Here is a 13,601-nt window from a genome sequence, read left to right on the forward strand (position 1 = left end):
TTATTTACGTGCCATTACCTTGATTGCTTTCGCTACGATAACTTCCGCATTTAAACCATATTTTTCCATTAATTCGGCAGGCTTTCCTGATTCTCCGAAAGAATCATTCACCCCAACGAACTCCATTGGCGTTGGATGGTTCATTGCCAAATATTGCGCAACAGAATCACCTAATCCACCATTGTATTGGTGTTCTTCAGCGGTAACTACACATCCTGTCTTTTTAACAGAAGCTAAGATAGCCTGAACATCTAATGGTTTAATCGTGTGGATATTAATTACCTCCGCATTGATACCTTTTTCTAATAAAGCCTCGGCTGCTTGAATGGCTTCCCATACTAGGTGACCGGTCGCTAAGATTGTTACATCAGTACCCTCTACTAAATGCAAAGCTTTACCAATTTCAAATTTCTGATCTTCTGGTGTGAATACCGGAACCACAGGACGTCCAAAACGTAAGTATACTGGACCTTCGTAATCGGCAATTGCGATCGTAGCTGCCTTAGTTTGGTTGTAATCACAAGGATTAATAACTACCATTCCTGGTAGCATTTTCATTAAACCAATATCTTCCAAGATTTGATGCGTTGCTCCATCCTCTCCTAGCGTTAAACCAGCATGTGAACAACAGATCTTTACATTCTTTCCAGAATAAGCCACTGATTGACGGATTTGGTCATAAACACGACCTGTTCCAAAGTTTGCAAACGTAGTTGCAAACGGAATAAAACCGCCTAAAGTTAAACCAGCTGAAATACCAATCATATTCGCTTCCGCGATACCCGTTTGGAAAAAACGCTCAGGGCTATTCTTGATAAATCCTTCTAATTTCAATGAACCAATTAAATCAGCGCATAGTGCGACCACTTTAGGGTTATGCTGACTTAAATACTCCATACCTGCTCCAAAACCCGAGCGTGTATCCTTTTTTGTTTCGTAGGTAAATAATGCCATTTCTATCTAATTAATAATCGCCTAAAGTTTCTTCTAATTGCGCTAATGCGTCTTGTAATTGTTGGTCGTTAGGTGCTACACCATGCCATTTATGTGAATACATCATAAAGTCTACACCAGCACCCATTTCTGTTTTCATGATAATCATGATAGGAGATCCTTTTCCTAATTCAGCTTTGGCCTTAATTAGCGTATTTTGTATATCCACCGCATTATTACCGTCCATACGCATCACATTCCAACCGAATGCTTTGTATTTGGCTTCTAAATCACGGTTGCTCATTACTTTCTCTGTAGGACCATCAATTTGCTGTCCATTTTCATCAATGAAAGCAATCAAATTGTCCACCTTGTGATGAGGAGCATACATCGCAGCTTCCCATACTTGGCCTTCATTTTGTTCCCCATCACCCATTAAACAGAAAACGGTAGACTTGTCACCATTTAATTTCTTTGCTTGTGCAGCTCCGATAGACACACTAAGACCTTGTCCTAACGAACCTGACGCAATACGAATACCTTCTAAGTGCTCGTGTGGAGTTGGGTGTCCTTGAAGACGGGTATCAATTTTTCTAAACGTAGCTAATTCAGCCGTAGGGAAATAACCACGACGAGCTAACACGCTGTAGATTAATGGAGAAATATGGCCATTAGATAAGAAGAATAAATCCTCATTCGTTCCATCCATATCAAACACTACTTTTCCGGCAGCATCTGTTTTCAGATTCATCGTGCTAAAATACAGATCCACTAAAAGATCTGTACAACCTAATGATCCACCTGGGTGACCGGATTGGCAACCGTGAACCATTCTTAAAATGTCTCTACGAACCTGAGAGCTGATTTTTTGTATTTCTTGTGTTTGCATGGTAGGTGATTAGTGAATTTGAGAACTGTGGTTCTTCGTATCCACCTTTTCGATAATGTCAATAATAATTCCGTTTTCGTCGATGATAAACGTAGTTCTTGCTACGCCCATATATTGCTTTCCGTACATCGATTTCTCAACCCATACACCAAAAGCTTCCGCTAATTGATGTTCTGGATCAGATAAAAGAGGGAAAGCTAAATTATATTTTGCTTTAAACTTGGTGTGAGAAGCGTTGGTATCAATACTCACTCCTACTACCTGAAAACCTTTGGCTTGAAGTGCATCTAGATTTTCATTCAGATTGCAGGCCTGAGCAGTACAACCAGGTGTATTATCTTTGGGATAAAAATACAAGACTATTTTCTTTCCACTAGGGATAGCAAAATTGTTTCCATCTGAGTCTACCATGGAAATGGTAGGAGCCGCATTACCTATTTGTAGTTTCATATTAAGAGATTGCTAATTCAAATAAGGGAGAACCTTTTAATGCCCCAGTCAATACATCTCCGACGGCTACAGGACCTACACCCGCAGGTGTTCCGGTAAATATATAATCACCTGTCTTTAGCGTAAAATACTTGGAGACTTCTTCAATAAGTTCAGCTACATTCCAAATCATCAATTCAGAATTTCCATCTTGAACTAATGTTCCGTTTTTGTGCAACGTAAAGTGAATAGGGTTTTCCAGAATGGAAGGTTCAAAAGGCTGCATTGCACTAACAAAGGCAGAACCATTAAAGGCTTTGGCTTTTTCCCACGGAAGTCCTTTTTCCTTTAATTTACTCTGTACATCTCTAGCTGTAAAGTCAATTCCTAAGCCGTAAGAATCGATGTACTTGTGTGCAAATTTTGCTTCAATATTTTTGCCCACTTTGCCTATCCTAAATACTAGCTCAAGTTCGTAATGAACATCAGAGGAGAATTTAGGATAGTAAAAGTGACTATTTGCATCTATTAAAGCCGTATCAGGCTTTAAAAAGACCACCGGTTCAGTAGGCCTTTCATTCGATAATTCAGTAATATGATCTACGTAATTACGACCGATGCAAATAATTTTCATGGCTTATTTCAATACTTCTGATACTAAACGAGCGGCATCTTTTAATAAAACAGCTGAGAATACTTTCAAGCCAGAGTTATTAATGATCGCAGCACCTTCTTCTGCATTTGTTCCTTGAAGACGAACAATGATAGGGATATTAATCTCACCAATGTTTTTGTACGCTTCTACAACTCCATTTGCAACGCGATCACAACGAACGATACCACCGAAGATATTGATCAAGATTGCTTTTACATTGGGATCTTGTAGGATAATGCGGAAACCAGCTTCTACTGTTTTCGCGTTTGCTCCACCCCCTACATCAAGGAAGTTAGCGGGATCGCCACCAGATAATTTAATAATATCCATAGTAGCCATCGCTAAACCAGCTCCGTTTACCATGCAACCTACGTTACCATCTAATTTAACGTAGTTAAGATCATTTTCAGATGCTTCTACTTCTAATGGATCCTCTTCTTCGATATCACGTAAAACTGCTAAGTCTTTGTGACGGAATAAAGCGTTATCATCTAAGTTTACTTTGGCATCTACCGCTAAAATTTTATCATCAGATGTCTTCAACACTGGGTTGATTTCAAACATAGATGAATCAGTCTCTACATAGGCACGGTACAATGATTGGATGAATTTAACCATCTCTTTCAAAGCAACACCGCTTAAACCTAAAGCAAAGGCTACCTTACGTGCTTGGAAGTCTTGTAGACCTACACGTGGATCGATCCATTCTTTAATGATTTTTTCTGGGCTATGCTCCGCTACCTCTTCGATGTCCATTCCACCTTCTGTACTTGCCATGATCACATTGCAAGCCTTAGCGCGGTCTAATAAGATCGATAAATAGTATTCCTTCGGCTCAGAATCGCCAGGATAATACACATCTTCAGAAATTAAAACTTTGTTAACTTTCTTTCCTTCAGGACCAGTTTGATGCGTAATTAACTGCATTCCCAATATTTGAGAAACACGCTCTTTTACTTCATCTAAACTTTTAGCTAGTTTAACACCGCCCCCTTTTCCACGGCCACCCGCATGAATTTGAGCTTTAACAACAAACCATCCTGTACCAGTCTGAGCTTTTAATTGCTCAGCCGCTGAAATAGCGTTGTCAACAGAGTCAATCACAATTCCTTCTTGAATGCGCACTCCGTAACCTTTTAAGATTTCTTTCGCTTGATATTCGTGAATATTCATTTAGTAAAATTTTAATTTCGTGAAATTACTATTTATTTGCGTAAATATTAAATAACCAGTCATTCATTCGTATTTTCTAAAAAAAAGACAAAAAAATGTTAGAATTAAAAAATATTTCCAAAAGTTATGGAACTCAATTAATTCTAGACAATATCTCTTTACAAGTAAAGGAGTCTGAAATGGTCAGTATTTTAGGCCCATCTGGTTCAGGTAAAAGTACGCTTCTACAGATTATGGGCTTATTAATGAAAGCAGATTCTGGTCAGATATACTTAGATGGGATTGATTATGCTGCGCTATCAGAAAAAGATCAAGCTACCTTCCGAAATCATAAACTAGGTTTCGTTTTTCAGTTTCATCATTTATTAGGCGAGTTTACTTGTGAAGAAAACATCAAGTTCCCTCTCTTTATTAAAGGTGGTAAATTGGATGAAGAAGATTTGGCCTTATTTGATAAGATAGTACAGACGCTAGGAATTCAGCCTATTTTACAAAAATTACCTTCTCAAATATCAGGTGGAGAGCAACAGCGAGTAGCGGTTGCCCGCGCTTTGATTAATCGCCCTACCCTCTTGTTAGCGGATGAACCCACAGGTAATTTGGATAATAAGAATGCAGAAACATTGTATGCTCTGTTTGTTGAATTAAAAGCGGTTTGGCAACAACGGATAATCATGGTTACGCACAATGAGAAATTAACCTCCCATTCTGATCAGGTTATTTATCTAAATTCCGGTAGAATCGAATAGAATTACTGCCAAAATGTCATAAATTTGCAATCTAAATTTCATTGATTGTAAAATGCAAGATTTAAAAGTACTGACGAAGGAAGAGAAAGAGGGTTTGGATGTTCCGAGAATTTCGGAAGATCAGGTGGCAGAGAACTCTTTTGGAAAAAAGGTCTATATCGAAAGTTATGGCTGTCAAATGAATTTTGCAGACTCCGAAGTCGTCACCTCTATTCTACAAGAAAACGGTTACGTTACGACATCTAACGTTAAAGAAGCCCACACCATTTTATTAAATACGTGTGCCATTCGCGAAAATGCGGAACATAAGATTCGCCATCGCTTGCAAGTATTTACTCATTTGAAAGCGAAGAATCCCGCATTAACTGTGGGTATTTTGGGTTGTATGGCGGAACGCTTGAAGACCAAATTGATTGATGAGGAGAAAATTGTCGATTTAGTCGCTGGCCCAGATGCCTACCGTGATTTACCTGCTTTATTAGATGAAGTTTCAGATGGCCAAAAAGCTATCAACGTTTTCCTTTCTCGCGAGGAGACTTACGGCAACATCGAACCTGTTCGACTAAATTCAAATGGTGTAACTGCTATGGTCAGTATCATGCGCGGTTGCGACAATATGTGTACTTTCTGCGTTGTTCCTTACACGAGAGGACGCGAAAGATCACGTGATTTACCATCAATTATCGCAGAATGTGAGAAATTATTCCAACAAGGTTACCGGGAAGTAACTTTATTAGGCCAAAATGTAGATTCCTATAAATGGACCTCTGAAGAGGGTCAATTAGTCAATTTTGCCCAATTATTGGAAGCAGTTGCCATAGTCAATCCTTTATTACGTGTGCGTTTCTCCACTTCTCATCCAAAAGATATCACGGATGAAGTATTGTACACGATGAAGAAGTACGATAATATTTGTAAAAATATTCACCTACCCGCTCAAAGTGGAAGTAATCGCATTTTGGAATTAATGAAGCGTTCGTATACTCGGGAATGGTATCTAGATAGAATTAAATCTATTCGGAACATCTTAGGCGAAGAATGCGGCGTTTCCCAAGATATGATTGCAGGATTCTGTACAGAAACAGAAGAAGATCACCAGGATACGTTGTCTTTATTAGCTGATGTGGAATACGACTTTGGATATATGTTTGCTTATTCTGAGCGACCAGGAACACCGGCCGAGAAGAAATTAACAGATGATGTGCCAGAAGAGGTGAAGATGCGTCGTCTACAGGAAATCATTGATTTACAACGTATACATTCAGCTAATCGCAATGAAATGTGGGTAGGTAGAAAGGTACAAGTTTTAGTAGAGGGAGATTCAAAAAAATCGAAACTACACCATTTTGGAAAAATAGATTCAAATAAAGTAGTCGTTTTTCCAAAAGGAAACGAAGTTAAAGGAGATTATGTTTTTGTGAATGTAAATCATTGTACATCAGGAACTTTATTAGGTGAATTATGCTAGATAATAGTCATCTTGCCAGTATAAAAGCACGTTTTGGGATCATTGGGAATGCTCCTGCCCTTTTGCGTGCCATTTCTGTAGCGGAACAAGTAGCCGCAACAGATATGACTGTATTGATTACGGGTGAAAGTGGTTCAGGTAAAGAATCCTTTTCTAAAATTATTCATTCCCTTTCAAAGCGGAAGCACGGAGCCTTCATTGCCGTAAACTGTGGTGCAATCCCAGAGGGAACGATTGACTCCGAATTATTTGGGCATGAAAAAGGATCTTTTACAGGAGCTATCGAAGCGCGCAAGGGATATTTTGAAGTAACCGACGGGGGAACTATTTTCTTAGACGAAATTGCTGAAATGCCCTTAGGTACTCAGGCACGCTTGTTACGTGTGTTAGAAAATGGGGAGTTTTACCGTGTAGGCTCATCTAAAGTTCAAAAAACCAATGCACGCGTTGTGGCTGCCACGAATCTCAACTTACAGCAGGCCATTGAAAAAGGGAAATTCAGAGAGGATCTGTATTATCGATTAAGTACAGTTCCTATTTACGTTCCACCTTTGCGTGAACGCGGAGATGACATTGAATTGCTTTTTAGGAAGTTTACGACTGATTTTTCGGAATCACATCGAGTAAAACCGATCATGTTAACGAAAGAAGCAAAAGATTTGCTTCAAAAACAGCGTTTCCCTGGTAACATTCGCCAATTAAAAAATCTAGCAGAGCAAATATCTGTTTTAGAATTAGGTGATCGAATCATTGATGAGTTGCAATTACAATATTATTTGGACTTCAATGAGCCCAAATTAGGTAATTCGGTTGTTAAATCAGATGCTTTTTCCGGACCTGAGGGAATGAATGAGCGAGAGATTCTGTATAAAATCTTGTTTGATTTAAAGCGAGATGTAACAGAATTGAAAAAGATCTTATTAAAAGTAGTGGAATCTGATCAGTCCAAAGCGTATGAGATCCTACACGATAATATGGCCATCTTCGAAGATGTTAGAAATCATCCAGAAGTGAGTAATACCCCTTCTGGATTATCTTTACCTGTACACGAGCAAGAGGAGATGAAATATGAAGATGAACCCATTGATTCGAATTATGAAGAGGTCATCTTACCTGCTAATGATGTGACGTTATCCTTAGAAAAACAAGAAAAAGAAATCATTATCCGAGCCTTAAAGAAGAATAAGAATAAACGTAAGTATGCAGCCAAAGATTTAGGCATCTCTGAGCGTACTTTATATCGTAAAATCAAGCAATATGATTTGGAAGAACTGGATTAATCTGTGTGTTATCGTCGGGTCCTTCATTGGATTATCCTCCTGCTACAGTTTCAAAGGGGCTAGTTTAGATCCTAATTTGAAGACTATCCAGGTAAGCAATATCCGTATGGAAACAGCAGGCGGACCGGCGAACCTTAGTTTAGAATTAAATGAAAAGTTAAAAGAGTACTTTCAGCGTAATACCTCTTTAAAGATTAATAATAAGAATCCTGATCTATTAATAGAAGGAAGTATTGTAGGGTATGAATTAACGCCTCAGGCTCCTACTGGTGATGATAAGGCTGGCTTAAACCGTATAACTTTACGAGTTCAATTTCGGTTAACAAATCGTTTAGATGAGGATAAGAATTTTGAACAGGAATTCTCTTTTTATCAAGATTTTCCGCAGAGCCAAACCTTGACACAGGTAGAAAAAGCCCTAATTCCTAAATTAGTGGATCAAATTATCTTAGATTTGTTTAACAAAATTGCGGGGGACTGGTAATATGGAAACGTCGAAAGCACAAAGGCTTTGGTTCTTATTGAACAAAATCGATCGATCAGATCAGTCGGAGCTGAATCAGGATAAATTGCTTTATCCCTATTTTTACTTATTACATTGGAATGAACGCTTTTCAATTTTGAAACAACAGAAAATAGCGCTTCAATCCTCTCAACGCAAACAGTATTTTCACTCTATCTTTGATATTTCAGACGAACAAATTGATATTACTGAACAAGTACCTGCTGAAGAAATCAAAGCCTTACAAGATTCATTAATCGATCAATTTATTTTGAATCAACCATCTCTTGCAAAACCGAAGAGATCAGAGCTGGATGATGCTCCACAAGAAGATTTGTCGGCCGTTGAATTCAGTCTTCCTGTTTCTGAGACGGTGGCTATTCTATTAACAAAGCAAGGTAAATATTTACAAGCGATAGAATTATATGAGAAGTTAAGTTTGATTAAACCTGAAAAAAGACTTTACTTTGCATCTCGAATTTTAGAATTACAAAATTTACTAACAGAATAAATATGTTTACTTTATTAATTTCATTGATTGTTATCTTTACTGCCTTATTAGTTGTGCTTATTTTAGTACAAAACCCGAAAGGTGGTGGTATTAGTGGAGAGTTTTCTTCTTCTGGAGCTACACAAATGTTTGGTGTTCAAAAGACAGGTGACCTAGTTGAGCAATTAACTTGGGGATTCTCTATCGCTATTTTGGTATTGGTATTAGTGACTAACTTCACTTTATCTGATACAAAAGAAACAAGTACTTCTGTAAACGTAGAAAAAGCAGCTACTAAAACGGTACCTGTTGCTCCTGCTCCAGTAGCGCCTAAGCAATAGAATTCACCTCATTATATCCTACTAATACTGCCAAAATTTCAGCAATGAGTTTTGGCATTATTATTGTATGAGCCTTTGTACCATGTTCGCATGGATGTATAATCTCTAATTTAAAAATTAAATTTATAACACATGTCAAATTTAAGTATTAAGCCCTTAGCGGATCGGGTTGTTGTAGAACCAGCTCAAGCTGAAGAAAAAACAGCATTTGGTATCATTATTCCTGACACAGCGAAAGAGAAACCACAAAAAGGAACAATCGTAGCGGTAGGAAATGGAAAGAAAGATGAGCCTATTACTGTTAAAGTAGGTGATTCAGTTTTGTACGGTAAATACTCTGGTACAGAAATCACTATTGACGGTAAAGATTACTTGATCATGCGTGAGTCTGACATTTTTGCAGTTTTATAATTTTAACAATTCATTAATTACAAAATCATATGGCAAAGGAATTATTTTTCGATAGCGAAGCGCGCGAAAAGATGAAAAGAGGGGTTGATACCCTTGCAAATGCGGTTAAAGTAACTTTAGGACCTAAAGGTCGTAATGTTATCATTGATAAAAAATTCGGATCTCCTTCCATTACTAAAGATGGTGTTTCGGTAGCAAAAGAAATTGAATTAGAGGACGCTGTGGAAAACATGGGTGCTCAATTAGTAAAAGAGGTTGCTTCTAAAACAGCTGATCAAGCGGGTGACGGAACAACAACTGCTACTGTATTAGCTCAATCCATTTACACAATTGGTTCTAAAAACGTTGCTGCTGGCGCTAATCCAATGGATTTGAAACGCGGTATTGAGAAAGCAGTAGATGCAATCGTAGCTGATTTGAAAAAACAATCTCGTGCGATCACAACGTCTAAAGAAATTGCTCAAGTAGCAACGATCTCTGCAAACAATGATTCTGAAATCGGAACGATGATTTCTTCAGCTATGGAGAAAGTAGGTCGTGAAGGTGTTATTACAGTAGAAGAAGCTCGTGGTACTGAAACTGAAGTAAAAACAGTAGAAGGTATGCAGTTTGATCGCGGCTATTTATCTGCCTACTTCGTAACGAATACAGACAAAATGGAGGTTGAATTAGAAAAACCATTCATTTTAATCTCTGAGAAGAAGGTTTCTTCTATGAAGGAATTACTTCCTGTATTAGAAGCCGTAGCACAAACAGGTCGTCCCCTATTGATCATCTCTGAAGATGTGGATGGAGAGGCTTTAGCTACTTTAGTTGTTAACAAAATGCGTGGTGCATTGAAAGTGGCTGCTGTTAAAGCTCCAGGTTTCGGTGACCGTCGTAAAGCGATGTTAGAAGATATCGCGATCTTAACTGGCGGTACTGTTATCGCAGAAGAAAGAGGTTTCAAATTAGAGAATGCAACGATCGAATATTTAGGTCAAGCAGAAAAAGTAATCATTGACAAAGACAATACGACTATTGTAAATGGTGCTGGATCTAAAGACAATATCGAGAATCGTGTAAATCAGATCAAAGCTCAAATCGAGAACACAACATCTGACTACGATCGTGAGAAATTACAAGAGCGTTTAGCTAAGTTATCAGGTGGTGTGGCTATTCTTTATATCGGTGCTGCTACGGAAGTAGAGATGAAAGAGAAGAAAGACCGTGTAGATGATGCTTTGCATGCTACTCGTGCCGCTGTTGAAGAAGGTATCGTTGCTGGTGGTGGTGTCGCACTTATTCGCGCTATCCAAGCTTTAGATAAATTAAAAGGCGAGAATGAAGATCAATTAACAGGTATCAACATTATCCGTCAGGCAGTTGAATCACCTTTACGTACTATCGTTGCGAATGCAGGTGGTGAAGGTTCTGTAGTAATCAATGCTGTAAAGGCAGGAAAAGATGATTTCGGTTATAATGCACGCGAAGACAAATATGAAAATATGATCGCAGCGGGTATTATTGACCCTACTAAGGTTACACGTTTAGCATTGGAAAATGCAGCATCTATCGCAGGCTTGTTGTTGACAACAGAATGTGTAATTGCTGACAAACCAGCAAACGAACCAGCTCATGGACATGGCCCAGGTGGTGGTGGAATGGGTGGAATGATGTAATTTTAATTAGATTAATCCTTGAAAACTCCCCATATTTGGGGAGTTTTTTTTTGAATAAGAAAGTATGAAAAGAATTGCCATAGATATGGATGACGTTTTGGCTAAAACCACACACGTTATTATTGACCGTATTAATCAGATTGTAAATCAAAATTACACCTATGAGGAGCTATTAACCGGGAGTTCTTCTGTTAAAGAAGAGTTTTATGGCCACTATTTAGCTAATAATTCATTTTTGTGGGAACCTGGGTTCTTTGAGCATATTCCAGTGAATGAAGATGCCATTGAAGTAGTTAAAAAATTAACGGAACGCTATGAAGTTTTCATCGTTTCTGCGGCAACTGAATTCCCTAATTCCTTAAAAGAGAAATTAGTGTGGATGGAAAAATATTTTCCTTTTATCACTTGGAAGCATATCGTTTTCTGTGGACACAAACATATGATTCAAGCAGATTACCTCATAGATGATCATGAAAAGAATTTACATACTTTTACGGGTACACCTCTCCTATTTACGGCGCCCCATAATCTGCATATAGACGATTTTAAGCGAGTGAATGATTGGAAGGAAGTAGAGAAATTATTGTTAGATTAATGAAGAAATTGCGTTTTAGTATTGGTATTTTATTTTTTATCTGTGGTTTAAATTTCGCCACTTGGGCTACGCGTATTCCAGATTTTAAATCGTTTTTAAGTCTATCAGATGCACAGTTAGGGACGGTTTTGATGGGTTTACCTATAGGATCCTTGGTTTCATTACCCATTGCGGGCTGGTTATTAACTAAGTACGCCTCTCGCTGGATTTGCATAATGGCTGTTGCCATGTATGTGATTGTGATTCCTGGTCTAAGTCTGATGAATTCACCGTTTACCCTATTTGTTGGTCTTTTCTTTTTTGGAATGGCAGGTGATATTATGAATATCGCGATGAATACCCAAGTAGTCAGTCTAGAGGCGAAAATGAACAAGATTATTATGTCGTCCTTTCATGCGGTGTTTTCCATAGGTTTAATGGCAGGTGCCTTTTTAGGTGGCATTTTAGAGAAAGAACACTTCACAACTACGGAACATTTTAGTTTAGTGGCCCTATCTAACATTTTGTTAATTCCATTCAGTTTTCCGAATCTGCTAACAGATAAACCAGTACATGATGAGTCAAAACCAAAATCCTCTATCTTAAATTTAGGTCCGTACCTGATTATTCTTTCCTTTATTGCATTTTGTGGCATGTTATGTGAAGGGGCTATGGCGGATTGGATCTCCTTGTATTTTAAAGAATACAGCCCTGATTCCCCTTTTCCTATTACGATTGGTTTTTCTTTCTTTGCTGCGGCGATGGTATTAGGACGCTTTGTAGGAGATAAAATTTCCTTGAAATATGGCGTATCGAACATATTGATTTTAAATGGTATTTTAATAGGCTTTGGGATGTTGCTTACGCTTTTATTTCCCTCCATTTACCTTAAAATAGGTGGTTGTTTTTTAACCGGAATCGGAATCTCTACCATAGTCCCATTAATCTATTCGCAAGCGGGAAATCAGAAAGAAATTATGCCTTCTATTGCCATTGCTGGAGTGTCGACGATTGCTTATGTAGGATTTTTATTAGGTCCTGTATTAATTGGTTATCTATCTGATTTTGTGGGATTGGATAAAGCCTTATTTCTAATTGTAGTTTTAGGATTCTTAGCAGCGTTTATTTCCAAAACTTGGGCAAATAAAAAATGATCATCGAATACCGGAAACCTTCTGCGGCTTTAGCACCATTTGTAGACCACTTGTGGGAAAAACAGGTGGAGGATACGGGTATTATACCCTATGATATCGAAACGATATTTCCAGAGGATCAAACTGTTTTGACTTATTCTTTTGGTAAGGATTACTATCGTTCACATGCCAATACTGACGATTTTAAACAGATTAATGGTATTCAACTAGAAGGATTGCACCAAGCTCCTAATTTTTATAAGCACCAACCCGGTATACATATTTTTGGTGTAAAGTTCCGTGTTGGTGGTTTGTTTGCGTTTTTGCCAACTGCTATCTCTGCTACAAACAATATCAGTACAGAGGCTTCCATTCTTTTCCAAGAATTGCCAGCTCTAAATCAGGAAATGAGTTTTAATGAACGATGTGAGCTAATGGAGGCATATCTATTAAGTCATTTGATAGAGAAGCAGGCCAAAAAGTATTTGAAATTATTACTGATGCTTCAAGATCTAGAGGGTGATTCAAATACCCTACAAAGTTCCTATAAAACGCTATCTCGTTTGTTTCAGGAAGTTATTGGTATTAGTCCAAAGGAATACGTCCAAATTAAGCGCATTAATCAATCCCTGGCCTTATTTGCGTCAACGAAAGATATAAAAAGCCAAGACTTGGCTGATCAGCTAGGCTACTATGATTCCGCTCATTTTATCAATGAGTTTAAAAAGTATACGGGAAAAACACCTAAAAATTTAAAGAATAGCCTCTTTGATATGAAGGATTCTGAATTCATTGATGAGTTCAAACAATACATTTCTCCCGAACATTTACTTCATTATACATCGATTTTTCATAAGAATTCATAATTGTCCTTTTTTTACAATTTATATACCATAAAATTTTCTAATTTTTG

Annotated in this window: 16 protein-coding genes; 11 read left to right on the plus strand and 5 right to left on the minus strand. The window is 37.9% G+C overall.

Annotation, left to right across the window (positions count from 1 at the left end; all coding sequences use genetic code 11):
• From SKC35_RS03730 to sucC, 5 genes are read right to left on the minus strand one after another with little or no spacing between them, the layout of a single operon-like run.
• A complete protein-coding gene (locus SKC35_RS03730; protein WP_377978115.1) occupies window positions 1–954 on the minus strand; it encodes a transketolase family protein in 954 nt (317 codons plus the stop codon).
• A gap of 10 nt (window positions 955–964) precedes the next feature.
• Window positions 965–1,822 carry a transketolase gene (locus SKC35_RS03735; RefSeq protein WP_252622924.1) on the minus strand — a complete coding sequence of 286 codons (858 nt, stop codon included), beginning with the start codon at window positions 1,820–1,822 and terminating at the stop codon, window positions 965–967.
• A 9-nt stretch (window positions 1,823–1,831) separates the two neighbouring features.
• The gene (gene bcp / locus SKC35_RS03740; RefSeq protein ID WP_269006303.1) at window positions 1,832–2,272 is read right to left on the minus strand and encodes a thioredoxin-dependent thiol peroxidase; all 441 of its coding nucleotides are present in this window, start codon (window positions 2,270–2,272) and stop codon (window positions 1,832–1,834) included.
• 1 nt (window position 2,273) lies between these two features.
• On the minus strand, window positions 2,274–2,885 hold the full coding sequence (locus SKC35_RS03745; RefSeq protein ID WP_377978116.1) for a fumarylacetoacetate hydrolase family protein: 612 nt from the start codon (window positions 2,883–2,885) through the stop codon (window positions 2,274–2,276).
• Between the two features lie 3 nt (window positions 2,886–2,888).
• Complete coding sequence (gene sucC, locus SKC35_RS03750) at window positions 2,889–4,079, minus strand: ADP-forming succinate--CoA ligase subunit beta (protein WP_130896713.1); 1,191 nt, start codon at window positions 4,077–4,079, stop codon at window positions 2,889–2,891.
• A 95-nt stretch (window positions 4,080–4,174) separates the two neighbouring features.
• Between sucC and SKC35_RS03755 the strand changes: the two genes are divergently transcribed.
• The 11 genes from SKC35_RS03755 to SKC35_RS03805 all read left to right on the plus strand — a co-directional run bounded on the left by SKC35_RS03755 (window position 4,175) and on the right by SKC35_RS03805 (window position 13,554).
• Window positions 4,175–4,828, plus strand: a complete 654-nt coding sequence (locus SKC35_RS03755) for an ABC transporter ATP-binding protein (protein WP_377978117.1) — start codon at window positions 4,175–4,177, stop codon at window positions 4,826–4,828.
• A 52-nt stretch (window positions 4,829–4,880) separates the two neighbouring features.
• The gene (miaB, locus tag SKC35_RS03760; protein WP_377978118.1) at window positions 4,881–6,296 is read left to right on the plus strand and encodes a tRNA (N6-isopentenyl adenosine(37)-C2)-methylthiotransferase MiaB; all 1,416 of its coding nucleotides are present in this window, start codon (window positions 4,881–4,883) and stop codon (window positions 6,294–6,296) included.
• The gene (locus SKC35_RS03765) at window positions 6,290–7,576 is read left to right on the plus strand and encodes a sigma-54 interaction domain-containing protein (protein ID WP_377978119.1); all 1,287 of its coding nucleotides are present in this window, start codon (window positions 6,290–6,292) and stop codon (window positions 7,574–7,576) included. The genes miaB and SKC35_RS03765 overlap by 7 nt, the downstream gene beginning before the upstream one ends.
• On the plus strand, window positions 7,554–8,060 hold the full coding sequence (locus tag SKC35_RS03770) for an LptE family protein (protein WP_377978120.1): 507 nt from the start codon (window positions 7,554–7,556) through the stop codon (window positions 8,058–8,060). Before SKC35_RS03765 ends, SKC35_RS03770 begins: the two co-directional genes overlap by 23 nt.
• A gap of 1 nt (window position 8,061) precedes the next feature.
• On the plus strand, window positions 8,062–8,589 hold the full coding sequence (locus SKC35_RS03775) for a hypothetical protein (protein ID WP_377978121.1): 528 nt from the start codon (window positions 8,062–8,064) through the stop codon (window positions 8,587–8,589).
• Window positions 8,590–8,591: 2 nt separating this feature from the next.
• Window positions 8,592–8,909: a preprotein translocase subunit SecG gene (gene secG / locus SKC35_RS03780; protein ID WP_377978122.1), complete on the plus strand. Its 318-nt coding sequence runs from the start codon at window positions 8,592–8,594 to the stop codon at window positions 8,907–8,909.
• Window positions 8,910–9,041: 132 nt separating this feature from the next.
• On the plus strand, window positions 9,042–9,320 hold the full coding sequence (locus tag SKC35_RS03785) for a co-chaperone GroES (protein ID WP_223130676.1): 279 nt from the start codon (window positions 9,042–9,044) through the stop codon (window positions 9,318–9,320).
• A 29-nt stretch (window positions 9,321–9,349) separates the two neighbouring features.
• Window positions 9,350–10,981: a chaperonin GroEL gene (gene groL / locus SKC35_RS03790; protein ID WP_130923324.1), complete on the plus strand. Its 1,632-nt coding sequence runs from the start codon at window positions 9,350–9,352 to the stop codon at window positions 10,979–10,981.
• A gap of 64 nt (window positions 10,982–11,045) precedes the next feature.
• Window positions 11,046–11,576: a 5' nucleotidase, NT5C type gene (locus tag SKC35_RS03795; protein ID WP_377978123.1), complete on the plus strand. Its 531-nt coding sequence runs from the start codon at window positions 11,046–11,048 to the stop codon at window positions 11,574–11,576.
• The gene (locus SKC35_RS03800; protein WP_377978124.1) at window positions 11,576–12,709 is read left to right on the plus strand and encodes an MFS transporter; all 1,134 of its coding nucleotides are present in this window, start codon (window positions 11,576–11,578) and stop codon (window positions 12,707–12,709) included. The genes SKC35_RS03795 and SKC35_RS03800 overlap by 1 nt, the downstream gene beginning before the upstream one ends.
• Window positions 12,706–13,554, plus strand: coding sequence for a helix-turn-helix domain-containing protein (locus SKC35_RS03805; RefSeq protein WP_377978125.1), 849 nt, complete (start codon window positions 12,706–12,708; stop codon window positions 13,552–13,554). The genes SKC35_RS03800 and SKC35_RS03805 overlap by 4 nt, the downstream gene beginning before the upstream one ends.
• Window positions 13,555–13,601: the final 47 nt, after the last annotated feature.

Origin of the sequence: Aquirufa originis (assembly GCF_042714495.1) — a bacterium.
GTDB classification, from domain to species: Bacteria; Bacteroidota; Bacteroidia; order Cytophagales; family Spirosomataceae; genus Aquirufa; species Aquirufa originis.

Bases quoted from the DNA above. Each gene is read 5' to 3' on its own strand.
- SKC35_RS03730 (WP_377978115.1), bottom strand. From the start codon at position 954: ATGGCATTATTTACCTACGAAACAAAAAAGGATACACGCTCGGGTTTT.
- SKC35_RS03735 (WP_252622924.1), bottom strand. From the start codon at position 1,822: ATGCAAACACAAGAAATACAAAAAATCAGCTCTCAGGTTCGTAGAGAC.
- bcp (WP_269006303.1), bottom strand. From the start codon at position 2,272: ATGAAACTACAAATAGGTAATGCGGCTCCTACCATTTCCATGGTAGAC.
- SKC35_RS03745 (WP_377978116.1), bottom strand. From the start codon at position 2,885: ATGAAAATTATTTGCATCGGTCGTAATTACGTAGATCATATTACTGAA.
- sucC (WP_130896713.1), bottom strand. From the start codon at position 4,079: ATGAATATTCACGAATATCAAGCGAAAGAAATCTTAAAAGGTTACGGA.
- SKC35_RS03755 (WP_377978117.1), top strand. From the start codon at position 4,175: ATGTTAGAATTAAAAAATATTTCCAAAAGTTATGGAACTCAATTAATT.
- miaB (WP_377978118.1), top strand. From the start codon at position 4,881: ATGCAAGATTTAAAAGTACTGACGAAGGAAGAGAAAGAGGGTTTGGAT.
- SKC35_RS03765 (WP_377978119.1), top strand. From the start codon at position 6,290: ATGCTAGATAATAGTCATCTTGCCAGTATAAAAGCACGTTTTGGGATC.
- SKC35_RS03770 (WP_377978120.1), top strand. From the start codon at position 7,554: ATGATTTGGAAGAACTGGATTAATCTGTGTGTTATCGTCGGGTCCTTC.
- SKC35_RS03775 (WP_377978121.1), top strand. From the start codon at position 8,062: ATGGAAACGTCGAAAGCACAAAGGCTTTGGTTCTTATTGAACAAAATC.
- secG (WP_377978122.1), top strand. From the start codon at position 8,592: ATGTTTACTTTATTAATTTCATTGATTGTTATCTTTACTGCCTTATTA.
- SKC35_RS03785 (WP_223130676.1), top strand. From the start codon at position 9,042: ATGTCAAATTTAAGTATTAAGCCCTTAGCGGATCGGGTTGTTGTAGAA.
- groL (WP_130923324.1), top strand. From the start codon at position 9,350: ATGGCAAAGGAATTATTTTTCGATAGCGAAGCGCGCGAAAAGATGAAA.
- SKC35_RS03795 (WP_377978123.1), top strand. From the start codon at position 11,046: ATGAAAAGAATTGCCATAGATATGGATGACGTTTTGGCTAAAACCACA.
- SKC35_RS03800 (WP_377978124.1), top strand. From the start codon at position 11,576: ATGAAGAAATTGCGTTTTAGTATTGGTATTTTATTTTTTATCTGTGGT.
- SKC35_RS03805 (WP_377978125.1), top strand. From the start codon at position 12,706: ATGATCATCGAATACCGGAAACCTTCTGCGGCTTTAGCACCATTTGTA.